Annotated in this window: 23 protein-coding genes; 13 read left to right on the forward strand and 10 right to left on the reverse strand. The window is 61.9% G+C overall.

What is annotated here, in order from left to right; genetic code table 11:
- Nucleotides 1-5: 5 nt before the first annotated feature.
- Nucleotides 6-995, reverse strand: coding sequence for an oxidoreductase (locus tag O3300_RS23005; protein WP_305054214.1), 990 nt, complete (start codon nucleotides 993-995; stop codon nucleotides 6-8).
- Nucleotides 996-1,123: 128 nt separating this feature from the next.
- On the opposite strand from O3300_RS23005, the gene O3300_RS23010 reads away from it, so the two are divergent.
- The gene (locus tag O3300_RS23010; protein ID WP_305054215.1) at nucleotides 1,124-2,044 is read left to right on the forward strand and encodes an AraC family transcriptional regulator; all 921 of its coding nucleotides are present in this window, start codon (nucleotides 1,124-1,126) and stop codon (nucleotides 2,042-2,044) included.
- A 35-nt stretch (nucleotides 2,045-2,079) separates the two neighbouring features.
- Here O3300_RS23010 and O3300_RS23015 read toward each other — a convergent pair whose 3' ends face one another.
- The 4 genes from O3300_RS23015 to O3300_RS23030 all read right to left on the reverse strand — a co-directional run bounded on the left by O3300_RS23015 (nucleotide 2,080) and on the right by O3300_RS23030 (nucleotide 4,779).
- A complete protein-coding gene (locus O3300_RS23015; protein ID WP_161784184.1) occupies nucleotides 2,080-2,241 on the reverse strand; it encodes a hypothetical protein in 162 nt (53 codons plus the stop codon).
- A gap of 64 nt (nucleotides 2,242-2,305) precedes the next feature.
- Complete coding sequence (locus O3300_RS23020) at nucleotides 2,306-2,581, reverse strand: hypothetical protein (protein WP_305054216.1); 276 nt, start codon at nucleotides 2,579-2,581, stop codon at nucleotides 2,306-2,308.
- 9 nt (nucleotides 2,582-2,590) lie between these two features.
- Nucleotides 2,591-4,492: a ferrous iron transporter B gene (locus O3300_RS23025; RefSeq protein ID WP_251351323.1), complete on the reverse strand. Its 1,902-nt coding sequence runs from the start codon at nucleotides 4,490-4,492 to the stop codon at nucleotides 2,591-2,593.
- Nucleotides 4,493-4,494: 2 nt separating this feature from the next.
- Nucleotides 4,495-4,779 (reverse strand): FeoA family protein, encoded by a 285-nt coding sequence (locus tag O3300_RS23030; RefSeq protein WP_077408814.1) that lies wholly within the window; start codon nucleotides 4,777-4,779, stop codon nucleotides 4,495-4,497.
- A 412-nt stretch (nucleotides 4,780-5,191) separates the two neighbouring features.
- Between O3300_RS23030 and O3300_RS23035 the strand changes: the two genes are divergently transcribed.
- Nucleotides 5,192-5,407: a bacterioferritin-associated ferredoxin gene (locus O3300_RS23035; protein WP_034745611.1), complete on the forward strand. Its 216-nt coding sequence runs from the start codon at nucleotides 5,192-5,194 to the stop codon at nucleotides 5,405-5,407.
- Between the two features lie 17 nt (nucleotides 5,408-5,424).
- Nucleotides 5,425-6,126, forward strand: coding sequence for an energy transducer TonB (locus tag O3300_RS23040; RefSeq protein WP_077409313.1), 702 nt, complete (start codon nucleotides 5,425-5,427; stop codon nucleotides 6,124-6,126).
- A gap of 154 nt (nucleotides 6,127-6,280) precedes the next feature.
- Here the strand turns inward: O3300_RS23040 and O3300_RS23045 are convergent, their stop codons facing one another.
- Nucleotides 6,281-6,961 carry a Fe2+-dependent dioxygenase gene (locus O3300_RS23045; protein ID WP_077408815.1) on the reverse strand — a complete coding sequence of 227 codons (681 nt, stop codon included), beginning with the start codon at nucleotides 6,959-6,961 and terminating at the stop codon, nucleotides 6,281-6,283.
- A gap of 1 nt (nucleotide 6,962) precedes the next feature.
- Between O3300_RS23045 and O3300_RS23050 the strand changes: the two genes are divergently transcribed.
- On the forward strand, nucleotides 6,963-7,178 hold the full coding sequence (locus O3300_RS23050; RefSeq protein ID WP_305054217.1) for a hypothetical protein: 216 nt from the start codon (nucleotides 6,963-6,965) through the stop codon (nucleotides 7,176-7,178).
- Nucleotides 7,179-7,382: 204 nt separating this feature from the next.
- Nucleotides 7,383-7,859, forward strand: coding sequence for a bacterioferritin (gene bfr / locus O3300_RS23055; protein WP_034745609.1), 477 nt, complete (start codon nucleotides 7,383-7,385; stop codon nucleotides 7,857-7,859).
- 58 nt (nucleotides 7,860-7,917) lie between these two features.
- Here bfr and O3300_RS23060 read toward each other — a convergent pair whose 3' ends face one another.
- A complete protein-coding gene (locus O3300_RS23060) occupies nucleotides 7,918-8,532 on the reverse strand; it encodes a glutathione S-transferase N-terminal domain-containing protein (RefSeq protein WP_099666233.1) in 615 nt (204 codons plus the stop codon).
- 277 nt (nucleotides 8,533-8,809) lie between these two features.
- On the opposite strand from O3300_RS23060, the gene purB reads away from it, so the two are divergent.
- The 6 genes from purB to O3300_RS23090 all read left to right on the forward strand — a co-directional run bounded on the left by purB (nucleotide 8,810) and on the right by O3300_RS23090 (nucleotide 15,179).
- Nucleotides 8,810-10,189, forward strand: coding sequence for an adenylosuccinate lyase (purB, locus tag O3300_RS23065; RefSeq protein ID WP_128141671.1), 1,380 nt, complete (start codon nucleotides 8,810-8,812; stop codon nucleotides 10,187-10,189).
- Nucleotides 10,190-10,375: 186 nt separating this feature from the next.
- The gene (locus O3300_RS23070; RefSeq protein ID WP_046684510.1) at nucleotides 10,376-10,900 is read left to right on the forward strand and encodes a cytochrome b; all 525 of its coding nucleotides are present in this window, start codon (nucleotides 10,376-10,378) and stop codon (nucleotides 10,898-10,900) included.
- A gap of 103 nt (nucleotides 10,901-11,003) precedes the next feature.
- Nucleotides 11,004-11,558 (forward strand): YceI family protein, encoded by a 555-nt coding sequence (locus O3300_RS23075; protein ID WP_034778891.1) that lies wholly within the window; start codon nucleotides 11,004-11,006, stop codon nucleotides 11,556-11,558.
- A gap of 142 nt (nucleotides 11,559-11,700) precedes the next feature.
- Nucleotides 11,701-12,276, forward strand: coding sequence for a YceI family protein (locus O3300_RS23080; RefSeq protein WP_077408818.1), 576 nt, complete (start codon nucleotides 11,701-11,703; stop codon nucleotides 12,274-12,276).
- A gap of 173 nt (nucleotides 12,277-12,449) precedes the next feature.
- Entirely contained in the window at nucleotides 12,450-12,719 is a 270-nt protein-coding gene (locus O3300_RS23085) for a GlsB/YeaQ/YmgE family stress response membrane protein (RefSeq protein ID WP_071075198.1), read from the forward strand.
- 306 nt (nucleotides 12,720-13,025) lie between these two features.
- Nucleotides 13,026-15,179: a S46 family peptidase gene (locus O3300_RS23090; protein WP_099666231.1), complete on the forward strand. Its 2,154-nt coding sequence runs from the start codon at nucleotides 13,026-13,028 to the stop codon at nucleotides 15,177-15,179.
- A gap of 68 nt (nucleotides 15,180-15,247) precedes the next feature.
- Here O3300_RS23090 and O3300_RS23095 read toward each other — a convergent pair whose 3' ends face one another.
- Entirely contained in the window at nucleotides 15,248-15,829 is a 582-nt protein-coding gene (locus tag O3300_RS23095) for a hypothetical protein (RefSeq protein WP_305054218.1), read from the reverse strand.
- A gap of 148 nt (nucleotides 15,830-15,977) precedes the next feature.
- Here O3300_RS23095 and O3300_RS23100 point away from each other — a divergent pair, with 148 nt between their 5' ends.
- Nucleotides 15,978-17,666 (forward strand): M14 family zinc carboxypeptidase, encoded by a 1,689-nt coding sequence (locus tag O3300_RS23100; RefSeq protein WP_305054219.1) that lies wholly within the window; start codon nucleotides 15,978-15,980, stop codon nucleotides 17,664-17,666.
- 90 nt (nucleotides 17,667-17,756) lie between these two features.
- Nucleotides 17,757-19,907, forward strand: coding sequence for an FUSC family membrane protein (locus O3300_RS23105; RefSeq protein ID WP_305054220.1), 2,151 nt, complete (start codon nucleotides 17,757-17,759; stop codon nucleotides 19,905-19,907).
- An 11-nt stretch (nucleotides 19,908-19,918) separates the two neighbouring features.
- Here O3300_RS23105 and O3300_RS23110 read toward each other — a convergent pair whose 3' ends face one another.
- Nucleotides 19,919-21,868, reverse strand: coding sequence for a S9 family peptidase (locus O3300_RS23110; RefSeq protein ID WP_305054221.1), 1,950 nt, complete (start codon nucleotides 21,866-21,868; stop codon nucleotides 19,919-19,921).
- A 67-nt stretch (nucleotides 21,869-21,935) separates the two neighbouring features.
- Nucleotides 21,936-23,408, reverse strand: coding sequence for an amino acid permease (locus O3300_RS23115; protein ID WP_099666227.1), 1,473 nt, complete (start codon nucleotides 23,406-23,408; stop codon nucleotides 21,936-21,938).
- Nucleotides 23,409-23,679 lie beyond the last annotated feature (271 nt).

A 23,679-nucleotide genomic window follows, 5' to 3' on the forward strand; every position in this document is an offset into this window, starting at 1 on the left:
ATTTTTTATGCCGCGTCGCAATCGAAGCGCACGCCCGTCATCTGTTCGCTCAGCATCCATAGCCGGCTTGCCTGCCCGGGATCGATGGCCCAGCGCCGCACGCCCGGCCCCATGCTGTCGTCCTCCACCAAGGGGGCGATATCGCCATCCTCGCAATACACGCCGCCAATGCCCTCAAGCTGCGCGCTGGTGGCGCACCAGACGGTGGTGGCCGCTCCCTGCGCCACATTCTTGAAACCCGACTGCGGCGGCGGATTCACGTGGCCCGCATCGTCAAGCGCTCCCACCCTGCGCAAATCATCCTGGTCCAGGTGGCGCACCAGCGGCGTCAGGATAGCCCCCGGATGCAGCGAGTAGGCGCGCACGCCGTGCGCCGCGCCGCGACGGTCCAGCTCCACGGCAAACAGCGCATTGGCGCTTTTCGACTGCGCGTACGCGCGCCATTTATCGTACGGCTGGCGCAGGAAATGCGGGTCGTCCAGGTCGACGCCCGCCTGCCGGTGTCCCAGCGACGACACGCACACCACGCGCGCGCCCTGCGCCTGCAGCAAGGCGGGCCACAGGCGCGCCGTCAACTGGAAATGCCCCAGGTGATTCGTCGCGAACTGCGCCTCGTAGCCACGTGCATCGCGCAGCAAGGGCGTGGCCATGATGCCTGCGCCGTTCACCAGCAGGTGCAGGGTGCGGCCGGTGGCAAGGAAGGCGGCCGCGAATGCGTCGATCGATTGCGGATCGAGCAGGTCGAGCGCCGCGACCTCCACGCCAGCCATGCCGGACAGGGCCGCTTGCGCCTGATGCTGGTCGCGCGCCGGCACCAGCACCCTGGCGCCGGCGCCAGCCAGCACGCGCACCGTTTCCAGCCCCAGGCCCGACGCGCCGCCCGTGACGATGGCCTGCACGCCGGACAGGTCGCGGCCGGCCAGCACCTCGCTGGCGGTCGTGGCCGCGCCGAAGCCGGAATGAAGGGGAATTTGCCTGTGATCGCCGTATGTCATGTCTGCCTCTGCATGTGGGTGGCCAGCGCGGGATGGCTGGCGACATGCGTATTTTGCGCGAGCAGTTCTGGACGGTGAATGGCGTAAAATCCGCAATACTATCGCCATCGTCCAGAATTGCCGCCACCATGGATTTGCTCTCCGATGTACTCTCGCTGTTTGATACGCGCAGCTCCTACTTTGCCGGCCTGAAGGCGGGCGGCGAGTGGGCCATCGATTTTCCGCCGCCGGACGGCATCAAGTTCAACGCCGTGATCGAAGGCGCTTGCTGGCTGACGGTCGCGGGCATCGACGCTCCCGTGCAGCTGCAGACGGGCGACTGCTTCCTGCTGGCGCCGGGACGCGCGTTCACCCTGGCCAGCACGCCCGGCTTGCCGGCCGCACCAGCGCTGGAAGTGTACCGGCACACGCAGCAGGGCGTGGCCCGCCACGGCGCGCCGCAGCACGATTTCTTCCTCATCGGCGGACGCTTCCACTTTGGCGACGAAGCAGCCATCCTGCTCGACTGCCTGCCGCCGCTGCTGCACGTGCGCGGCGATACGGACCAGGCCAGCGTGCTGCACTGGGCCTTGCAACGGCTGGCGCAGGAACTGCAGGCGACGGCGCCCGGCGCGGCGCTGATGACGCGCCACCTTGGCCACATGATGCTGCTGCAAATGCTGCGCCAGTATCTTGAAGCGCAGGCCTCGCACCCGGTGGGCTGGCTGTTCGCGCTGGCCGATCCACGGCTGCGCGCCGCCATCGAGGCCATGCACGCGCAACCGGCGCGGCGCTGGACCTTGTCGCAGCTGGCTGCCGTCGCGGGGCAGTCGCGCTCCGCCTTTGCCTTGCACTTCAAGAAGCGGGTGGGCGTAACGCCGCTCGACTATCTGCTGCGCTGGCGCATGCGCCTGGCCACGCGGCGCCTGAAGGGCGGCAGCGCACCCGTCACCTTGATCGCGCAGGCGCTGGGCTACGATTCCGACAGCGCCTTCAGCCACGCCTTCAAGCGCGTCATGGCTTGCTCGCCGCGCCAGTACCGGCTGCGCCACGCGGATACGCAGGCGTAAAAAAACCCGCGCTTGCGGGTTTTAATCATACAAGGTCAGCGCGCCGGCACGGGCGGCAAGGCCGCCACCGCCAGCAAGGCAAACGGTCCGAGAAACAGGCCGATGCCGAACCACAGTCCCCCGTGGCGGCCGCGCCGGCTGGCCAGCAGCCAGGTGGCGACCGCAAACAAAAACATGAAGATCAACAGTATCGCCATTGCCACTCCTTGCCATGCGGAAAGCCCAGTGTAGCCCACGGGCGCGCCCGTGGCTACACTGCAATTAGCGCTGCACCTGCATCAGTATCACGCGCTTGCTGCTGCCATCGGCTGGCGGCGCGCTTGACGGCGGCGACGGGCTGTCGCACGAGCCGCAGGAACCGCAACCGCTGCCGCAGCCCGGCGCCACCTTGAAGAAGGTCGACATCTTCGCTTCATCGAGGCCGCAGCGCACGAGGCCCCGCACGATGGCGCGGCGCACGCCCGCCGGCAGGTACTTGGTTGAAAAATGCAACAGCGCGGCTGCGACGATCAGGGCGACGATGAGGGTTTGCCACATGGTTTTCTCCTAAGCGCCCAGCATCAGGGCGACACGGTACGTGATGAACGAGGCGGCATACGCCAGCGCGAACATGTAGCCGGCCATCAGCAGCGGATAGCGCCAGCCGCCCGTCTCGCGCTTGACCACGGAGAGCGTCGACAGGCACTGCGGCGCGAACACATACCAGGCCAGCAAGGACAGCGCGGTCGCCAGCGACCACGAATGGGCGATCAGCGGCTCCAGCGTGGTGGCCAGCGCGTCGCCCGTTTGCGACAGCGCATACACGGTACCCAGGGCGCCGACGGCCACTTCGCGCGCCGCCATGCCCGGCACCAGCGCGATGCAGATCTGCCAATTGAAGCCGATGGGCGCGAAGATCACTTCCAGGCCGCGGCCCAGGATGCCGGCCAGGCTGTAGTAGATCGGCGGGTGGATGGCGTTATCCGGCGCGCCGGGGAAGGTGCTGAGGAACCACAGGATGATCATCAGGCTCAGGATGATGGTACCGACGCGCGTGAGGAAGATCTTCGCGCGCTCCCACAGGCTGACGGCCAGGTTGCGCAGGTGCGGCCAGTGATAGGCGGGCAATTCCAGCATCAGCGGCTGGTTGCCGCGCACGCCCATGCCGCGCTTCATGACCCAGGCCACGGCCATGGCCGAGATGATGCCGGCGAAGTACAGCACGAACAGCACCAGGCCTTGCAGGCTCAGATAGCCCCATACCTGGCGTTCCGGGATAAAGGCGGCGATGATCAGCGCATACACGGGCAGGCGCGCCGAACACGTCATCAGCGGCGCGATCATGATGGTCACCAGGCGATCGCGCGGATTCTGGATGGTGCGCGCCGCCATCACGCCGGGAATGGCGCAGGCAAAGCTCGACAGCAGCGGGATGAAGGCGCGGCCGGACAGGCCCACGCCGCCCATCAGGCGATCCAGCAGGAAGGCGGCGCGCGGCAGGTAGCCGCAGTCTTCCAGGCTCAGGATGAAGAAGAACAGGATCAGGATCTGCGGCAGGAACACCAGCACGCTGCCGACGCCGCCGATGATGCCTTCCACCAGCAGGCTTTTCAGGTGACCGTCTGGCATGTTCGCCGTCAGCACGGCGCCCAGGTGGCCCACGCCATCGGTGATCATTTCCATCGGCGTGGCGGCCCAGGCAAACACGGCCTGGAAGATCAGGAACATCAGCACGGCCAGGATGATGGGGCCGAACACGGGGTGCAGCACCACGTCGTCGATCTTTTCCGTCAGGTTGCCCTTGTCGCTCGTGTCATTGCTGACGGCGGACAGGATGCGGCGCACTTCGCGCTGGGTTTCTTCGACGGTGACAGCATCGATGGCCGCCAGCGGTTTCGCTTCCACGGCCGGCAGCGGCAGCATGGCGTCGATGGCGTTCAGCAAGGCTTTTTCGCCATCGTGCTGCACCGCCACGGTTTCCACCACGGGCATGCCCAGTTCCTGCGACAGTTTCACCGTGTCGATCAGCATGCCGCGCTTGCGCGCCACGTCCGTCATGTTCAGGGCCAGCAACATGGGCAGGCCCAGGCGCTTGACTTCCAGCACCAGGCGCAGATTCAGGCGCAGGTTGGTGGCGTCGACAACGCAGATGATGGCGTCCGGACGCGGGTCGCCGCGGCGCAAGCCGCCCACCACGTCGCGCGTGATGGCTTCATCGGGCGTGGTGGCCGACAGGCTGTAGGCGCCCGGCAGGTCGAGCAGGCGCACGGGCTTGCCGGCTGGCGAGGTGAAATGGCCTTCCTTGCGCTCGATGGTCACGCCGGCGTAGTTCGCCACTTTCTGGCGCGCGCCCGTCAAACGGTTGAACAGGGCGGTCTTGCCGCAGTTCGGATTGCCCAGCAAGGCAATTTGTGGCTGATGCGGCGGCTTGTGCACGCCTGCATCCACGATAGTTTCGACAGCACCCATGGTCATTCCGGTTGAAGCAGCGGTTGAATCGTAATCAGCGCCGCTTCGAAGCGGCGCAGTGCGAACGTGGCATTGCCGACCTTGATGGCCAGCGGATCGCCGCCGGGAATGCCGCGCTTGAGCATGCGGATTCGTTCGCCGGGAACGAACCCCAGCTCCATCAAGCGGCGGGCCAGGTCGACGCCGTCCTCCGTCTGTCCTGCCGTGTGGGGCGTGATATGCAACACCGTGCCGCTCTGGCCGACTGCCAGCGCATCGAGTGTCATCATGGGTGGAACTAGAGTCATGAGCAAATTCCGTTCAAATTAAGAACACCTGATACCGGCGACGGCGCAAGGCGCCTCGCACCGGTTCCAGGTTTGTGAGGTAAAACGCAACTGTTGCGCATTACCGACAAGCGGCCATTCAATCTGTCCAGACGGCGACCGTCCGAGACAATACCAGCATTATAAACATGAATGCGAATAGTTTTTATTTAGCCCGGAGAGCCGCCCCCATCAAGGGCTGCGTCATTCGGAAACATGGCCTGTGAAGCTGCGGCGCCAAGCCGCCAACTGCCGCACACTTGATCAAAATCACTTGCATTGTCCCCCGCTTTGCGCGACAATGAAACGTAATGATAATGATTCTCATTAAAACACTAGCAACAATGCTTTCCAGCACTAGTGTCTGTTCATCCTCCAGCCAGAAGGTGTATCAATGATTGTATGTGTCTGCAACAACATATCTGATCGTGAAATCCGTCAAGCCGTCGATCTTGGCCTGTCCAGCATGGCCGAACTGCGCCGCGACTTGGGCGTGGCCACCTGCTGCGGCAAATGCCACACCTGCGCGCGGGAAGTGCTGAACGATCACCTGAACGCCACCGTGGCGCTGCAAGAAACCGTATTGATGCGAGCTGTACTGACAAACTAAAGAAAGCGATGAACGCCATGACGATGATGCCCCCGCCCGTAACGGTGCAGGCCGTGCAGCAATTTGCCGACTTCGACAAGAAGCGCAACAAATTCGCGCCGCTGATGGCCATCGTCGTCCTGCACATCGCCGGCTTTTACGCCATCCAGAGCGGCCTGCTGAGCCGTGTGGTCACGGCGGCCATGCCGACCATCACCACCATCAGCATCATCGCCCCGCCGGCGCCGCCCAAGCCGCCGGCGCCGTCTGTACCGAAAACCGTGGAATTGAGCGCCCCCGTGCCGCGCGCCGTGATCCCGCCGCTGCCGCTGATCGCCGTGGCGCCGAGCGAACCGACGATCACGCCGCCGCAGCCGACGCGCGCCGAAGCGGCACCGGTTGCCACCGCCGCACCGACAGCGCCATCGACACCGTCGCCGACGCCTCCGGCGCCGTCGACGCCGCGCACCGTCAGCAGCGTCGAATACATCAAGGCGCCGCAACTGATCTACCCGAATCTGTCGCGCCGCCTGGGCGAAAGCGGCACCGTGGTGTTGCGCATCCTGATCAATGAAAAGGGCTTGCCCGAGCAAATCCTGATCCATAAATCGACCGGCTACGGCAACCTCGACGAAGCGGGCCGCCAGGCCGCCCAGCGCGCGCTGTTCAAGCCGATGATCGAAAACGGCAAGCCTGTTCCCGTGTACGTGTTAGTACCGCTGACCTTCCAACTGAGCTAGCCTTCCGGCGGCCCTTGCGCCGCTGCCAGCCCGCAAGCACCGCACCCTGTGCCCTGCTTGCTTTTTTGCGCCCTGTTTTCTGTACCAGTCAAGCAACTGCTTGTTTCAGTCTGCCAGCCTACATCCCCGGGCCAGGCAGACTTTTTTTTGCGCGCTACATCTCCGCCCACATCCTGAGCAGGTTGTGATAATGCCCCGTCAAGCCCACCGTCGCCGGCGAATCGCCGTGTTCTCCGCGCACGCTCTGGATGTTTTGATCGAGCTCAAACAGCATGCTGCGCTTCCAATCCTCGCGCACCATGCTTTGCGTCCACAGGAAGGAGCAGATGCGCTCGCCGCTGGTGACGGGCAGCACCTGATGCACGCTGCTCGACGGATACACGATCACGTCGCCGGCCGGCAATTTCACTTCATGCGTGCCATACGCGTCGACCACCACCAGCTCGCCGCCTTCATACTCGTCCGGCTCGCTCAAAAACACGGTCGACGAGACGTCGGCGCGCATCGATTGCATGCCGTTTTTCGGCGTGCGGATGGCGCCGTCGATATGCAGGCCATAGTGCTCGCCGCCCGCATAGCTGTTGAAGAACGGCGGCAGGATGCGCAGCGGCAGCACGGCGGAAAAGAACAGGGGATTGGCCATCAGCGCGCGGCTGACGATCTCGCCCAGTTCCAGCGCCAGCGGCGAACCTTCCGCCAGCTGGCGGTTGCGCTTGACTTGCGCGCCTTGCGCCCCGACGCTGGCGCGCCCGTCGACCCAGTCCGTCTGCGCCAGGCGCTGGCGAAACTGCGTGACCTGTTCCGGCGTCAGCACGCCGGGTATATGCAGCATCATCTTGCTATCCTTTTTCAGTAAATATCGCTGCCTGATTATCGCATCGCCGGCAGCGGCCAAGAAGACACAAAAGCAAGAACGGAGCAACATTTCCCGCCTTTTCAGCGCGGCCATGCAGGCGCGCCAGCAGCAGCAAAAAAGCGCCAGGAACGCGAATGAGAATGGCCATCATTTTCCTTGGCAAATAAAAAACGGAAAAATGTGGCAATCCATTTGAGAATGGGTTTTATTCGCACGATATTTACGTTAAAAAGACGGAAAAATGCCGTTTACCGCCCGAAATCGCCCATATTTTGCGCTATCATGCGGGCATAGCGAAACCGGCAACCTGCGCGCCACCAGGCAGCCAGCGCCACCCGGCAGTGAACGCCAGCAGCCTCCGGTTTCATCATCGAACGCGACACAGAACAAAGGAAATCCCATGAAGGGCGATAAAGAAGTCATCCGCATGCTCAACGCACAGCTCACCAATGAACTGTCGGCCATCAACCAGTACTTCCTGCATGCGCGCATGTACAAGCACTGGGGCCTGGAAAAGCTGGGCAAGAAGGAATACGAAGAATCGATCGGCGAAATGAAACACGCCGACAAGCTGATCGACCGCATCCTGATGCTCGACGGCCTGCCGAACCTGCAAGCGCTGCACAAGCTGCTGATCGGCGAGAACACGCCGGAAATGCTGGAATGCGACTTGAAGCTGGAACGCGCCGCACACGCCACCGTCAAGGAAGGCATCGCCATCAGCGAAAAAGCGGGCGACTACGTCTCGCGCGACCTGTTCCTGATGATCCTGGAAGATACGGAAGAACATATCGACTGGCTGGAAACGCAGATCGACCTGATCGCCAAAGTCGGCATCCAGAACTACCTGCAAAGCCAGATGGCGATTGAAGAGTAATTTTTCTTCGAGGCAGATAAAAAAACCGGCAATCGCCGGTTTTTTTACGTCCGTGCCTTTACTGCGGCACGGTATCCTTGAACGATGGCCGTTCGGACAGTTTGTCGAACAGGCGCGCCAGCGCGGGGTGATCGGCGCGCCAGTCGATTTCCGGGAAGCGGAAGCTGAGCCAGCCCAGGGTGCAGCCCACGGCCACGTCGGCCAGGGTGTAGTTCTTGCCGGCGCAATATGCGCTCTCGCCCAGGCGCGCTTCCAGCGCCGCCAGGCCCAGGGTGACTTTGTCCAGCTGGCGCGCGATCCAGGCCGCGCTTTGCTGCTCGGGCGGGCGCTGCGTGCGCTCCAGGCGCACCAGCACACCCGCGTCGAGAATGCCGTCGGCCAGCGCTTCCCAGTTCTTGATATCGGCCCGCTCGCGGCCATTGCCGCCCGCCGGCAGCAGCTTGCACACGGGCGTGAGCGTGTCGAGGTATTCGACGATGACTTTCGAATCGATCAAGGTGCTGCCATCCTCCATCACCAGGCAGGGCACCTTGCCCAGGGGATTGGCCTGGGCGATGCGGGTTTCCGGCACCCACACGTTTTCCAGCTCGAAGACATAGTCGAGCTTTTTTTCCGCCAGCACGATGCGGGCTTTGCGGACATACGGGCTGGCGAGGGAACCGATCAGTTTCATAGGTACTTTAAGGTAGGGGAGCAGCAAGCAGTATAGCATCGGCGGCAGCGCTGTTTGGCAGCACGCGCCCGGCGGCCCGGCGGGTGTGGCAGGCACGCCGCATCGGCGCCGGATTCGGTCCAAAAGCGGCGTGCCGGCGGCCAACGGACGGCTGGCCAGCGGCCAGCGGTGGTAAAATCGCCCTTTACTGTGGCGCCGTCAGTGTTGCTGTATTGCAATAGCCCTGCCCTCCCCGCGCGCCACACGCCAACCGTTTCTTTAACTTGCGTCCGCTCTCATGACTTCTACTACTCCGTATTCCACGCTGTCGGCCCTGTCTCCGCTCGATGGCCGCTACGCCAGCAAGACCGATCTGCTGCGCCCGATCCTGTCCGAAGCCGGTTTCATGCACCACCGCGTGAAGGTGGAAATCTCCTGGCTGCAAGCGCTGTCGCAAGCCGGTTTCGCCGAAATCAAGCCTTTTTCGGCAGAAGCGAGCGCCCTGCTCGACAAGATGGCAGCCGACTTCTCGGAAGCCGACGCGGCCCGCATCAAGGCCATCGAAGCGGTCACCAACCATGACGTCAAGGCCGTCGAGTACTGGCTGAAGGAACAAGTGGCGGACGTGCCGGAACTGGTGGCGGCGTCGGAATTCATCCATTTCGCCTGCACCTCGGAAGACATCAACAACACTTCGCACGGCATGATGCTGAAAGCGGCCCGCGATGGCGTGATGCTGCCGGCATTGAACGGCCTGGTGGCCAAGCTGACGCAAATCGCGCACGACAATGCGGACGTGCCGATGCTGTCGCGCACGCACGGCCAGACGGCCAGCCCGACCACCCTGGGCAAGGAATTTGCCAACGTCGTGGCCCGCTTGCAGCGCGCCGTGAAACGCATCGAGCAAGTGGAAATCCTCGGCAAGATGAATGGCGCCGTCGGCAACTACAACGCCCACCTGTCCGCCTACCCCGGCTTCGACTGGCCGGCTTTCTCCAAGGCCGTCATCGAACAGCGCCTGGGCCTGGTGTTCAATCCGTACACCATCCAGATCGAGCCGCACGACTACATGGCCGAACTGTTCGACGCCTTCGCGCGCGCCAACACGATCTTGCTGGACCTGAACCGCGACATCTGGACGTACGTGTCGCTGGGCTACTTCAAGCAGAAACTGAAAGCGGGCGAAATCGGTTCCTCGACCATGCCGCACAAAGTCAACCCGATCGACTTCGAAAACTCGGAAGGCAACCTGGGCCTGGCCAACGCCGTGCTGAAACACCTGTCGGAAAAACTGCCCGTCTCGCGCATGCAGCGCGACCTGACCGATTCGACCGTGCTGCGCAACATCGGCGTGGGCCTCGGCTACACCCTGCTGGCCTATGACAGCTGCCTGCGCGGCTTGAACAAGCTGGAAGTGAACCATGCGCGCCTGGCGCAAGACCTGGACGCGACGTGGGAAGTGCTGGCCGAGCCCGTGCAAACCGTGATGCGCCGCTATGGCATCGAAAACCCGTACGAGCAGCTGAAAGAGCTGACGCGCGGCAAGGGCATCTCGAAAGAAGCGCTGCAAACCTTCGTCAATGGCCTGGCCATTCCGCAGGATGCCAAGGACGTGCTCCTGACCATGACGCCGGCTAACTACATCGGTATCGCCGCGCAATTGGCCAAAGCCATCTAAGCAGTTTCCACATGGGGATCTTCACGATCCCACTCCCACGGGGCGGCCAGCACACAAATGCTGCCCGCCCCGCGGTTTTTCCGGCAATCTTTCTTGTAGAATCTGCAGCACGCAGCGCAATTTGCTTTTCTTTGGTATATTAGGCCGAATTAGTCCTAACACGTACTACTTTCAAGAAAGCCGTCGATGCAACGCTACACCACCACCGCCATCATCCTGCACTGGCTGACCGCCCTGCTGATCATCAGCGCCTTCGTCATGGGCCTGGTCATGGTCGATATTCCCGGCCTGACGCCCACCAAACTCAAATATTTCTCGTGGCATAAGTGGCTGGGCGTGACCGTGCTGGCCATCGCCGCCATCCGCCTGTTGTGGCGCAAGGCCAACGTGCCGCCGCCGCACCCTGCCAGCATGGTGGCCTGGCAAAAGAAGGCGGCCGACGCCATGCATGTGCTGTTATACATCCTGATCTTCGCCGTGCCCGTCTCCGGCTACCTGTACACCCTGGCCGCCGGCGTGCCCGTGGTCTACCTGGGCCTGTTCCAGCTGCCCGTCATCATGGCGCCAAACCCGGAACTTAAGCCACTTTTAAAAGAGATTCATTATGTTCTGAACATGACGATGGCCGCCGCCGTGGCCGCCCATGTGCTGGCGGCGCTGAAGCACCAATTCATCGACCGCGATGGCGTACTGAAACGCATGCTGCCATAAGAACGTCGAACCAAACCTGCTGCGCGTCGCGATTTGCGGTTTTGTCCGGCGTTCCAAGCCCTTCTTAATCTGCTTTGCTCACTGAAACTCCAGGAAAAATAAGATGAAAACCACCCAACGCATCGTCCTCGCTTCCCTGCTGGGCCTGTCCGTGGCCGCCACCGCCGCCACCCTGCTGAAAGTCGACCCCGCCAAGACCAGCGTGTCGGCCGTGTTCAAGCAAATGAACGTGCCCGTGGAAGCGAAGTTCAAGAAATTCAATATCGCCATCGATTACAACCCGGCCACGCCGGACGCGTCGAAAGCATCGGTGGAAATCGAGACGGCCAGCATCGATATCGGCGACCCGGAATACAACAAGGAAGTGGCCAAGAAAGAATGGTTTAACGCGGCCCAGTTCCCGAAAGCCACCTTCGTCTCGAGCAGCATCAAGGCCGCCGGCGCGGGCAAGCTGACGGTCAGCGGCAAGCTGAGCATCAAAGGCAAGACCACCGACGTGACCTTCCCCCTGACGGTGAAAGCCGACGGCGGCAAATATGCGTTCGACGGCGCCCTGCCGATCAAGCGCCTGACCTACAACATCGGCGAAGGCGAGTGGAAAGACACGAGCATGGTTGCCGACGAGGTCACCATCAAGTTCCACGTCGCCGCGCAGTAACACCTGAGAAAACGTCCATGGCTGCGTTGCTCTTGCCTCGTCGTACTATTCGTACTGCCTTCGGCAAGGCGCCTTGCCCTGAACGTTTTTCAACCGCTACTGATTAAAATCACACCACCAACCGATTCTTTTTAGGATATTGATGAAACTTAAGCACTTGATGATCGCCGTGCTGGCAGCCGCCGGCGCGGGTTCGGCCATGGCCGCTACCGACACCTACAACCTCGACCCGACGCACACCTTCCCCAGCTTCGAAGCCGATCACATGGGCATGTCCGTGTGGCGCGGCAAGTTCAACAAGACCAAGGGGACGGTCACCCTGGACCGCGCCGCCAAGGCGGGCAGCCTGGACCTCGTCATCGATGCCGATTCGATCGACTTCGGCCTGGACGCCATGAACACGCACGCGAAGAAAGCGGACATGTTCAACGTCGAGAAGTTCCCTGAAATCACCTACAAGAGCAAGTCGCTCAAGTTCAACGGCGAGCAGCTGGTGGAAGTCGATGGCGAACTGACCCTGCTGGGCGTGACCAAGCCCGTCAAGTTGAACGTGAGCAAGTTCAAGTGCATCATGCACCCGCGCTACAAGCGTGAAGTGTGCGGCGCCGATGCCACTGCAGAATTCAAGCGCAGCGACTTTGGCTTGAACTACGGCATGCCGGCGTTCTCGCCGGAAGTCAAGCTGGCCATCCAGGTGGAAGCCATCAAGGCCGATTAAACACTGCCTTGCCGCATGACAAGCCCGCCTCGCTGCCCGCAGCCAGGCGGGCTTTTGCATGCGCCATGCGAATCCGCTGGACTTTTCTATCGTGCGGCATCAGTATCAATTTGCCATGACGTGCAGGCCGCACCGCTCTGGCACAACCACTCATCCATCGCGCGGAGGATTACATGAATTTCATTATCTGGATCGTTATTGGCGGTGTCATCGGCTGGCTGGCCAGCATGGTCATGAAAACGGATGCGCAACAGGGCATCTTCCTCAATATCGTCGTCGGTATCGTCGGCGCCTTCCTGGGCGGCTGGCTGCTGGCGCCCCTGTTCGGCACGGGTACCATCAACAGCGACAATTTCAGCCTGTCTTCGCTGCTCGTCTCGTTCCTGGGCGCCGTGATCCTGCTGGGCATCGTGAATCTTTTGCGCCGCGGCAAAATACGCTAAGCAGACCAAAAGCAGCACATCCGCAAATGGCCGGGCCGCGCAGGCGCCCGGCCATTTTTATTGCTGCCAGGACAATTGTATGGACAATACCACAGCCGCGGCACGGGAAAATGCCCGCTGGCAGCCACTTTCTCCCCCTGTGATGTCGAAAATAGTGCTATTTAAACAAGCAACTACAAACATGCCGCCGGGAAAATGTGATTGACTAGTGCGAGTTCGGTGCGGATACTCTAGGTCGCCCGCTGAGAAAAAACACTGGGTACACGTTGGTTCCGACTTCCCTTCATGTAAAAGACTAGAACTCGAATGAAAAAATCTTTAATCGCGCTCGCTATCCTGAGCAACTTCGCACACGCCGACGAAGGCATGTGGATGCCCCAACAGCTGCCACAAGTAGCCAAGGAACTGAAAGCGGCCGGACTGAAACTCGATCCGACCACCCTGACCAAACTGACCGAGTTCCCGATGGGCGCCATCGTCAGCCTGGGCGGTTGCTCAGCCTCGTTCGTCTCGCCGCAAGGCCTGGTTGCCACCAACCACCATTGCGTCTACAACAGCGTAGCGGTCAATTCGACCAAGGAGCGCGATTTGCTGGCCAACGGCTTCCTGGCCAAGACGTTCGCTGAAGAATTGCCGGCCGCCCCAGGCAGCCGCATCTTCGTCACCTCCGCCGTGACCAATGTCAGCGACAAGATCATCACCGCCGACGTAGCCAAGCTGCAAGGCAAGGCACGCATCGACGCGATCGAGAAAAACCAGAAGAAACTGGTCGCCGAATGCGAAAAAGAAGCAGGTTTCCGCTGCACCGTGTCGAGCTACTACGGCGGCCTGGAGTTCTACCTGATCAAGCAACTGGAAATCCGCGACGTGCGCCTGGTGCACGCGCCTCCTGCCGGCGTGGGCAAGTTCGGCGGCGACACCGACAACTGGATGTGGCCACGCCACACGGGCGACTACGGTTTCTACCGCGCCTACGTCAGCAAAGACGGCAAAGCTGCCGACTTCAGCAAGGACAACGTGCCATACCAGCCAAAACACGTGCTGAAACTGGCCAAGGATGGCTTGAAAGAAGGCGATTTCGTCATGGCGCTGGGCTACCCTGGCCGCACCAACCGTCACCGCCTGCCATCGGAAGTGGCGTTCACGTTTGACTGGAACTACCCGGCCTTCGTGAAAGCGTCGGGCGAAACCCTGGCCATCATCGCGCGCGAAACCAAGGACAACAAGGATGTTGCCCTGAAATACGCGGGCCAGGTGGCTGGCGTGAACAATTACTACAAGAACCGCCAAGGCATGCTCGATTCGTACGCGGGCAGCGACTTCCTGGCACGCAAGACGGCAGAACATGAAGCCCTGAAAACCTGGGTCAACGCGAATGCTGCCCGCAAGGCGGAATTTGCCGGCGACATCGAGCAAGTGGAAAAGCTGATCGCCGAGCGCGATGCCGACACCAAGCGCGATTTCTTCCTGGGCTACGCACAGCCACGCCTGCTGAACACGGCACGCAGCCTGTACCGCCTGTCCAACGAAAGCACCAAGGCCGATACGGAACGCAAGTCCGGCTACCAGTCGCGCGACTTGCCACGCCTGGAAGCGGGCATCACCTCGGTCGAACGCACCTACGATGAAAAAGTCGACAAGGCGCTGGTACTGAACAGCCTGGCCAAGTACGCCGCGCAACCGGCAGCACAGCGCCGCGCCAGCTTTGACGCCGCCATCGGCATCAAGGACGGCATGTCGCCAGCCGACCTGTCCGCCGCCCTGGACAAACTGTATGCGGGCAGCAAGCTGGCCGACAAGGCCGAGCGCGCAGCATGGCTGAAACGCACGCCAGCCGAATTCCAGGCCAGCAAGGACAGCTTCATCCAGGCAGCCGTCGCCATGTACCCGGATTCGCTGAAAAACGAAGCGGAAGACGAAGAACTGGCAGGCAAGATCCAGCAAGCCTACGCCAACTACATGAAAGCAAAAATTGCCTTCATGAAGAGCAAAGGCCAAGCCGTCTATCCTGACGCCAACAGCACCCTGCGCGTCACCTTCGGCCGCGTTGCCGGCCGTGACCATGGTGCCGACGGCACCACCTGGACCGCGTTCACCACCGTCAATGGCGTGGTGGCCAAAGCCACGGGCCAGGGCGAGTTCAATGCACCGGCAAATCAACTGGCCGCGATCAAAGCCAAGGACTTCGGTAAATTCGTCGATCCGAAGCTGAAAACCGTGCCGGTCGACTACCTGGCGACCCTGGACATCACCGGCGGCAATTCCGGTTCGGCTGCGCTGAACTCGAAAGGCGAATTCATCGGCCTGGCCTTCGATGGCACGCTGGACTCGATCATTTCCGATTGGGACTACAACAAGGCCAACACCCGCTCGATCCAGGTCGACCTGCGCTACATGCTGTGGAACATGAAACACATCGACCACGCAGACAACCTGCTGAAAGAAATGGGCGCTGAATAACAAAAAGCAATAACCCGGCAACGAGCGCTTTAGCCTGAGCCACTCCTGCGGGAGTGGCTTTTTTTCGCCTAACGTTTTTTCACTTTCGCAAAACGGTAAGGTACGGCTTGTTCTGCGCCAAACACTTGCGCGCTGCCACTTCCCAGCGGCAACATGACCCGCCGGCCATCCTGCAGCAGCAGGGCCAGGTCGGCGCCGGGAAAGCGCTGCGCCAGCAGTGGATGGGCTTGCCGTTCGATGGGGGCGGCGGGAATCACGATGCGGTAGTCGCTCTCGCCAAAGTCCAGCAGCAGCGTGGGAAGCGCTTCAAGCCCCGGCAGCGCCGTGATGCGCAGGCGCGCGCTTCCCTTGACGAGCTCGAAGGCCGACCACAGGGGCAAGGTGCGCTGCGTGGCGCCGATCTGCAGCAGCGGCGCGTGGCGCGCATCCGCCGACGTCAGCACGATGTCAGGCCGCTCTTCCGGCACGGCGCCATCGATGGCCAGCAGCCAGCCCCGGTAGCGTATCAACGCGCCCTGCGCGACGGCCGTGACGGACCCGCCCTGCGCCACCGGTTCCTTGCCCGCAGGCAAGCGCAATGGCGCCGCCTGCGCCGCCAGGCCTATCCCCCATACCAGCGCCGCCAGCGCTGCCATCGCCGCCTTGCCCATGCCGCCTCCCCTTGCGCGTGAAACGTATTCATAACACAAGTATGGCAACAAGCCCCTGCGGCGCCTCAAGGCAGGAGCCGGTGCTACAATTGGCCCCTAGCGGGCGTACTTACCCAGCGCGCCTTCCCCCTCCCAGACTCAGACCGCTATGCCACCAGACTTGCGCACGACCTACGAACTCGGTAACCACAACCAGACCACGACCTGGCTGGAATGCATCACCTTCTATCAAGATCTTGCCGCACGCTATCCGCAGGTGCTGCACTTCGAACAGATCGGCCTGTCCGACTCGGGCGTGCCCATCCACGCTGGCGTCGTCAGCGCGGATGGCGTGTTTGACCGCGAGCAAATCAAGCGCGCAGGCCGCACCGTATTCTTCAACAATAACGGCATCCACCCGGGCGAACCGGAAGGCATCGACGCCTGCATGGCCATCGTGCGCGACCTCTGCACGCAGCCGGAACGCCTGGCGGCGCTGGGCAGCACGGTATTGCTGTTCATTCCGATCTACAACGTCGATGGCAGCCTGAACCGCGCCAACACGTCGCGCGTGAACCAGGATGGCCCGGAGCAATTCGGTTTCCGCGGCAACAGCCGCCACCTGGACCTGAACCGCGATTTCATCAAGTGCGACAGCCTGAATGCGCAGGTGTTCAACCGCCTGCTGGCCAGCTGGGACCCGGACGTGATGGTCGACACGCACACGTCGAACGGCGCCGACTACCCGTACACGATGACCCTGATCCATACGCAGACGGATAAGCTGGGCAATGGCCTCGGCCCCTTCCTGCAAGACACCATGCTGCCGCACATCTTTGCGCAGATGGAACAGGCCGGCTGGCCCACCTGCCCGTATGTGAATCCCGTCAAGGATAGCCCCGACCACGGCATCGCCGAATTCCTCGAAGTGCCCCGTTTCTCGACGGGCTTTGCGGCCTTGCATCACGTCATCGGTTTCATGCCGGAAACGCACATGTTGAAACCGTTTGCCGACCGCTACGCTTCCATGCGCGCCCTGCTCGACATCACCATGGCGTTCACGGTCAAACATGGCGAACAGATCAAGCAGCTGCGCGCGCAAGCGAAGGCGGCCGGACGCACGCAAGCCGCATGGCCGATCCACTGGGCCATGAATGAAGAGCAGCCGTCGACCTTCCCCTTCAAGGGCTATGCGGCACAATACACGCCGAGTCTGCTGGGCGACTACCAGCGCCTGTCGTATGACCGCTCGCAGCCGTGGGAACGCGATATCAAGTATTACAACCGCTTCGATGCGGACGTCACCGTGGCCGCGCCGAAAGCCTATATCGTGCCGCAAGCGTGGCGCGAAGTCATCGAACGGCTGCGCTGGAACGGCGTCGAAATGCACCGCATCACCACCGAACAGACGCTAACGGCGCGCTACTACCATATCACCGACGTCGGCACGCGGGCCACGGCCTACGAAGGCCACATGTTCCACGACAATGTGGAACTGGAAACGCGCGCGGGCCAGTTCACCGTGCAGGCAGGCGATTATGTCGTCAGCCTGGACCAGGACAACGCCCGCTACGCCGTGGAAACCCTGGAGCCGCAAGCGCACGACAGCTTCTTCCGCTGGGGTTTCTTCAACAGCGTGCTGGAGAAGAAAGAAGCGTTTTCCGATTACGTGTTCGAAGACATGGCTTCCGAACTGCTGCGCGACGAGCCGGCGCTGGCCGCCAAGTTTGCCGAGTGGAAAGCAGCGAATCCGGCCCTGCTGAGCAATCAGGAAGCCGTGCTGAACTTCATCTTTGCACACTGCCAGCGCTTTGCCGAGCCGGAATGGCGTAGATATCCCGTAATTGCCCTGATGTAAATCAAGGCTGTAGCGACTGCAACATCCTGGCGCCGCATCGGAGACCCCGGTGCGGCGCCTCTTTCTGTGCCCTGCCCACAAGGTAATCCCATGCACTACGCACTGAACCTGCGCACCTTTATTTACAGTCATTATTTTTACCTGGGCTTGCGCGTGGCCATCGGTCTCGTCGGCCTGGCCTTGCTGACCCAGGAAATCAGCGACAGCGCCACCGCCATGACGGTGTGCATCGGCGCCCTGTGCACGACCCTGATGGACATGCCCAGCCCGCTGCGCCACAAGTTCAACGAGATGCTCGCTTCCGTGCTGCTGTGCAGCGCCGTCACTTTGTTAATCAGCCTGTGCGGCCCCGTGCAGTGGCTGTTGATGACGGTGCTCGTGCTCGTGAGTTTCCTCGCCAGCATGATGGTGGTGTACGGCAAGAAATCCATGCCCTTGCAGCTGGCCGCCCTGTTCATCATGACCATGTCGATGGAGCACCAGATGACGTGGCAGCAATCGTTCCACCATGCGGGCCTGTTCATGCTCGGCGGCCTCATCTATCTGGCGTACGCCATGGCCATCGCCTGGGTCTTGCGCCACCGCATCAAGCAGCAAGTGCTGGCCGAAGCCCTGTTCGAACTGGCGGCCTACATCGACATCAAGGCCGATTTCTACGACACGCGTTTTAACCTGACGGAACAGTTCAACAAACTTGTGCGCCATCAAAGCATCCTGGCCGACCGCCAGCAGGCATCGCGCGACTTGATTTTGCGCAGCCACAAGAATAGCAAGGATGCTATCGTCGTGCAGGTGCACGTGTGCATGCTGGATCTGTACGAACTGATACTCTCCACGCACACGGATTACGCGCTGCTGCGCCAGCACCTGGCCGACTCCGACGTGCTGAAATCCTTGCACGACCTGGCCTACAAGGCGGCGCGCGACATCGAAGCCGTGGCCTACGCCGTCACGCGCAAGCGCGCCTCGTATGCGCAGATCAGTTACGACAAGGAATGGACCGATATCGAAGAGGAAATTGCCCGTCTGCATGCAAAAGGCGATGCTGCGCAAGAAGCGCTGGCCACCCTGCGCGCGCAGCGCAACAAGATCCGTGCCATTCTGAAAATGATCGCGGAATTGCACTTGGCCAGCCAGAAAGTGTATGACAACGTGCCGTTCTGGAGCGGCGCGGACATGGCGCCGTTCCTGTCGCAGCAGAAATACGAACTGAAAACCCTGCTGTCGAATCTGCGCCTGGACTCGCCCGTGTTCCGCTTCGCCCTGCGCGTATCGATGGCCATCTCGGTGGGATTGCTGATCGGACACTGGCTGCCATATGCGGCGCACAGCTACTGGATCGTATTGACAATCGTCATCATCCTGCGCCCCACGTTCAGCATGACGCGCCAGCGCCGCGCCGACCGCATCATCGGCACCATCATCGGCTGCATCATCACGGCCATCGTGATCCGCTTCGTGCACAGCAATATCGTGCTGATGGCCATCCTGTTCCTCTCCATCGTGGCCACGCCCACCTTCATCTATTTGCGCTACCGCTACACGGCCATCGCCGTGAGCCTGATGATTCTGCTGCAAATGCACCTGGTGGCACCCAGCAACCCGAACCTCGTCAGCGAGCGCCTGATCGACACCCTGATCGGCGCGGCAGTGGCGACCGTGTTCAGCTTCGTGCTGGCAAATTGGGAATACCAGAGCCTGCCACGGCTGGTGCGCCAGGTGCTGAATGTGAATGTGAGTTATATGCAGGCCAGCTTCGCGCTGCTGCAGGGGAAATGTTTCGATGACTTCGCCTACCGCATCGAGCGCAAGCGATTGATGGACAGCCTGGCTGCGCTCAGCTCGGCGCTGGTGCGCATGCTCGATGAACCGGCCAGCAAGCAGCGGGCCGTGGAAGACATCAACCTGTTCATCGTGCAAAATTACTTGCTGGTCGCCCACGTGGCGGCGCTGCGCTCGATCCTCGGGCGCCACGCCAGCCAGCTGCCCGTCGCGCCCGTCAACGCCTTGCTCAGCCACAGCCATACGCAAGTGTGTCTGACCCTGTCGCGCGCACTGGAACAGCTCGACAACCAGGCCGCCATCAGCGCCCCGCTGGCCGCGCCTGCCGCACCGCCCGTCAGCGACGTGGCCTGGTCGGGGTGGCCGCTGGTGCAGCGCCGCATCCGCTTGCTACAGGCAGATGCGGACAAGATCGTGATACATAGCGCGGCGATCGTGCATATTGTAGCGCCGCGCTAAGCCGGCGCAACTTACTTCAGATACTGCTCAAACCAGCCGATGGTGCGCTTCTGCAAGTCGCGCTGATGCTCGGGCTTGCGGAAGGAATGGCCTTCGCCATCGTAGATGAACAGGCTGGACGGCACGCCCATGGCGCGCAAGCCGTGCCAGAATTCCAGCGACTGGGCGGCCGGCGTCTCCACGTCGCGCTCGCCCACGTAGATCAGGGTCGGCGTCTTGGCCGCCTTGATCGATTCGATGGGTGAAGCCTTGCGGTAGACGGCGGGATTGTCATACGCGGAGGCGCCAAAGAACGGGATCATCCACTGGTTGATGCCGTTCTGGCCGTAATAGCTGATCCAGTTCGACACGCCCGCGCCCGCCACGGCCGCCTTGAAGCGGTCGCTGTGCGTGACGCCCCACATGGTCATGAAGCCGCCATACGAATGGCCGATCAGGCCCAGGCGCTCCCCGTCGATGGGCGCCACTTTTTGCGCGGCATCAATGCCGGCCAGGATGTCGCGCCAGTCGCCGCCGCCGAAGTCGGCCATGTTGGCGCGCGTAAAGGCCTGGCCCTGGCCAAAGCTGCCGCGCGGATTGGGCAGGAAGACGAAATAACCCTTTTGCGTCAATTCGTGGATCAGGGTGCTCGCTCCCACGTAACGGGGCGAAGCGGCGGCGCCCGGGCCGCCATGCACATTGACGACCATCGGGTAGCGCTTGCCTGCGTCCGCCTTCAACGGCCCCAGCAGCCAGCCTTGCACCTTGTATTGCTCGTTGTTCCAGCCCACGTTCTGCACCGTCAGTTGCGGCGCAAAACCGTCATTGTCGCGCGTAATCTTTTTCAGCTGCCCCACCGGTCCCGCCACCAGATAGCTGGCGTGCGTGAAATCTTCCTGGGCGGCAGCGGCGTGACGGCCATCGGCGCTGAACGACAGGCGGCCATCGCTGCCGCTGCTGCTGAGCTCACCGAGCAGCACAGGCCGGGCCGGGCCGCTTTGCGCATCGACGGGTACCAGCGCCAGCTGCGAATCGATCAGGGCCGTTGCCAGCAAGCCGGCGCCGCGCCAGACGACGCCATTGAACGTGCCGCGATAGTCTGGCGTGAGATTGCGCGGCGTGCCGCCGGCCAGCGGTACGGTGTAGATATCGCCGCCAATGGAGCCGAAATCGCTCATCAGGCCGCCGATGAAGACCACCGTCTTGCCGTCCGGCGAGACCGATGGCAGGTTCAGCTGCATGGCTGGCGACGCGATCACGCGCAAGGCGCCCGTGGCCGCATCAATATGGCTGAGCTTGGCGACCCACCAGTTGCTGTCGCCATTGCCTTGCGCGCTGGTGGCGACAAAGCCGCGGCCATCGGGCGTCCAGCTGTATTCATACACATAGGTGTCGCCTGGGGACAGCAGACGCGGCTCGCCGCCGCTGACCGGCACGACGGCGATGCGCTGGGCATCGTCTTCGCTGCCCACTTCGCCCACCTGGCGCGCACCCGCTTCCACGGCGCCGGCCAGCTTGCGCGCGCCCACCGTCGCGAGCAGGGCCAGCTGCTTGCCATCCGGCGACCAGCGCGCCGTACTGGCCACACCTTTGATGCTCGTCAATACCTGGGCTTGCGCCTGTGTCATCGTGGCCAGGTACAGCTGCGCCGTGCCCGCCTTGGCGTCGTAGCCGACAAAAGCCAGCTGCCTGCCATCGGGCGACCAGCTGGGCTTGTCGTAGGAACACACGGCGCACGGATCGAATTGCTGCACGATGGCGCCGTTGGCGGCGTCGCGCACGACGATGACCGCGTGCGGACGCTGCGGCTGTTCGCCCGCCCTGCTCGATTCGATGGCGGCGATACGCTGGCCATTGGCCGACAGGGCGACGGCACGGTAATCGCGCAAGGCCGGTTCGGTGGCAGGAGCGGCCTGTGCCAGGGTGCCCAGAAGGCTGCTTGCCAGCAAGCCGCAAGCGGCCAGATCAGTTATTTTCATCATGTAAATTCCGGTTAGAAATAAAAAAAACCGCCGGCAAGTGCGGCGGTTTCGGATGGAACAGACTGCATTAGCGGGCCTTCTTGCCCAGATGCGAATGCCGCATGCTGTACAGGAAGTAAATGGCCACCGTCACCGCCATCCACACACTGAACACGACAAACGTCGTATGCGGCAAATCGCGCATGATGTACAGGCAAGCGAGCACGCTGAGGCCAGGAATCACGTACGGCCCGAACGGCACGCTGAAGCCTTCGATGCGGTTCGCGCCCTGCTTGTGGCGCAGCACGGGCACGGCGATCGACACCACCATGAAGGCTGTCAAGGTACCGATGCTGACCATGTCCCACAGGTACGTGGCATCGACGGAACCGGCCACCACGGCCACCACCAGACAAACGATGATGGTATTGCTCACCGGCACCAGGGTGCGCGGGTGGATCTTCTGGAACGACTTCGGGATCAGACCGTCGCGGCTGACGGCAAACAGGATGCGCGTCTGGCCGTAGATCGTCACCAGGGTCACGCTGAAGACGGAAATAACGGCGCCGGCCGACAGCACCAGCGCGGGCCAGGTCTTGCCCGTGACGTTTTGCAGGATCACCGCCAGGCCCGCTTCCTGGCCTTCGAACAATTTCGCCTGCTGCGCGCCGAGGGCGGCCACGGCCACCAGCAAATAAAACACGGTGACGATGAGCAAGGCGCCAAGAATGCCGCGCGGCACATTGCGCGTGGGATTTTTCACTTCGTCACCGGCCGTCGCCACCGTATCGAGGCCGATGAAGGAGAAGAAGACGGTGCCGGCCGCCGCCGTCACGCCCGTCATGCCGGCAAAGCCCTTGCTATTGTCGGCATTGAAGAAGGGGAAGAAATTGTCGGCATTGAAGCCGGAAAACGCGATGACGATGAAAAACACGAGGATCGCCAGCTTGATGATGACCATGATGGCGTTCATCAGAGCCGATTCCTTGGCGCCGCGCAGCAGCAAAAAGCCGCACATGCAGATCAAAAAGATGGGCGGCAGGTTGATGTGGCCGGCATGAAACTCCATGCCATGCGGGCCGGAAACGATCATCGGCGTGCGCAGCATCTCGGGAATGTGCCAGCCGAAGGCATTTTCCAGGAAATTATTCAGGTAGGACGACCAGCCGATGGCCACGGCACTGCCCGCCAAGCCGTATTCGAGCAGCAGACAGGCGGCCATGATGAAGGCCAGGAACTCGCCCACGGTGGCGTAGGCAAACGAATACGAAGAGCCGGAGGCGGGAATGCGGAACGACAGCTCCGCATAGCACAGGGCCGTCAGGCCGGCCGTGATGGCGGCGATCAGGAAAGACAGGACGACCGAAGGGCCCGCCTTGGGGACGGCTTCGACCATGGTAAAGAAAATGCCCGTGCCGATGGTGGCGCCCACGCCGATCATGGTGAGGGAAAACAGGCCGATGGACCGGCTCAAGCCACTGCTGCTGAGGCCTTCACCATATTCGACCGTGGTATCGATCGGCTTGGTGCGGCAAAGTTTCTGGACCAGGGTTTGGCTCACTAGACTTCCTTTATGAGGCATGCATTCGTATACACGACAGGTAAAAACACTTAAAAACGGCGCTCCGGCCTTAAGTAACCCCCAATAAATTCTTGTGTTTTCTAGCTTCCATAAGTGGCGCGCTGCTGCGTTGCCCATCGCTAGCAGTGCTCGCACTGCGTCGCGCCGGGCGCCTTGCATCGCATCCACTTCTGTTTGCTATAAATTCACAATAATTTCCTGGCGATTACTTACCTGGAAAAAACCGGAAAGATCGCGTCCATTTTCAAAA

The sequence above is a fragment of the Janthinobacterium sp. SUN206 genome, from assembly GCF_030587305.1.
In the GTDB taxonomy this organism is placed as follows: domain Bacteria; phylum Pseudomonadota; class Gammaproteobacteria; order Burkholderiales; family Burkholderiaceae_D; genus Janthinobacterium; species Janthinobacterium kumbetense.

What these genes read in the sequence shown, in the direction of transcription:
- O3300_RS23025 (WP_251351323.1), bottom strand. Translation starts at nt 4,492, where the DNA reads ATGGGTGCTGTCGAAACTATCGTGGATGCAGGCGTGCACAAGCCGCCG.
- bfr (WP_034745609.1), top strand. Translation starts at nt 7,383, where the DNA reads ATGAAGGGCGATAAAGAAGTCATCCGCATGCTCAACGCACAGCTCACC.
- purB (WP_128141671.1), top strand. Translation starts at nt 8,810, where the DNA reads ATGACTTCTACTACTCCGTATTCCACGCTGTCGGCCCTGTCTCCGCTC.
- O3300_RS23090 (WP_099666231.1), top strand. Translation starts at nt 13,026, where the DNA reads ATGAAAAAATCTTTAATCGCGCTCGCTATCCTGAGCAACTTCGCACAC.
- O3300_RS23015 (WP_161784184.1), bottom strand. Translation starts at nt 2,241, where the DNA reads ATGGCGATACTGTTGATCTTCATGTTTTTGTTTGCGGTCGCCACCTGG.
- O3300_RS23040 (WP_077409313.1), top strand. Translation starts at nt 5,425, where the DNA reads ATGACGATGATGCCCCCGCCCGTAACGGTGCAGGCCGTGCAGCAATTT.
- O3300_RS23075 (WP_034778891.1), top strand. Translation starts at nt 11,004, where the DNA reads ATGAAAACCACCCAACGCATCGTCCTCGCTTCCCTGCTGGGCCTGTCC.
- O3300_RS23060 (WP_099666233.1), bottom strand. Translation starts at nt 8,532, where the DNA reads ATGAAACTGATCGGTTCCCTCGCCAGCCCGTATGTCCGCAAAGCCCGC.
- O3300_RS23030 (WP_077408814.1), bottom strand. Translation starts at nt 4,779, where the DNA reads ATGACTCTAGTTCCACCCATGATGACACTCGATGCGCTGGCAGTCGGC.
- O3300_RS23105 (WP_305054220.1), top strand. Translation starts at nt 17,757, where the DNA reads ATGCACTACGCACTGAACCTGCGCACCTTTATTTACAGTCATTATTTT.
- O3300_RS23100 (WP_305054219.1), top strand. Translation starts at nt 15,978, where the DNA reads ATGCCACCAGACTTGCGCACGACCTACGAACTCGGTAACCACAACCAG.
- O3300_RS23045 (WP_077408815.1), bottom strand. Translation starts at nt 6,961, where the DNA reads ATGATGCTGCATATACCCGGCGTGCTGACGCCGGAACAGGTCACGCAG.
- O3300_RS23080 (WP_077408818.1), top strand. Translation starts at nt 11,701, where the DNA reads ATGAAACTTAAGCACTTGATGATCGCCGTGCTGGCAGCCGCCGGCGCG.
- O3300_RS23005 (WP_305054214.1), bottom strand. Translation starts at nt 995, where the DNA reads ATGACATACGGCGATCACAGGCAAATTCCCCTTCATTCCGGCTTCGGC.
- O3300_RS23070 (WP_046684510.1), top strand. Translation starts at nt 10,376, where the DNA reads ATGCAACGCTACACCACCACCGCCATCATCCTGCACTGGCTGACCGCC.
- O3300_RS23020 (WP_305054216.1), bottom strand. Translation starts at nt 2,581, where the DNA reads ATGTGGCAAACCCTCATCGTCGCCCTGATCGTCGCAGCCGCGCTGTTG.
- O3300_RS23035 (WP_034745611.1), top strand. Translation starts at nt 5,192, where the DNA reads ATGATTGTATGTGTCTGCAACAACATATCTGATCGTGAAATCCGTCAA.
- O3300_RS23095 (WP_305054218.1), bottom strand. Translation starts at nt 15,829, where the DNA reads ATGGGCAAGGCGGCGATGGCAGCGCTGGCGGCGCTGGTATGGGGGATA.
- O3300_RS23010 (WP_305054215.1), top strand. Translation starts at nt 1,124, where the DNA reads ATGGATTTGCTCTCCGATGTACTCTCGCTGTTTGATACGCGCAGCTCC.
- O3300_RS23110 (WP_305054221.1), bottom strand. Translation starts at nt 21,868, where the DNA reads ATGATGAAAATAACTGATCTGGCCGCTTGCGGCTTGCTGGCAAGCAGC.
- O3300_RS23085 (WP_071075198.1), top strand. Translation starts at nt 12,450, where the DNA reads ATGAATTTCATTATCTGGATCGTTATTGGCGGTGTCATCGGCTGGCTG.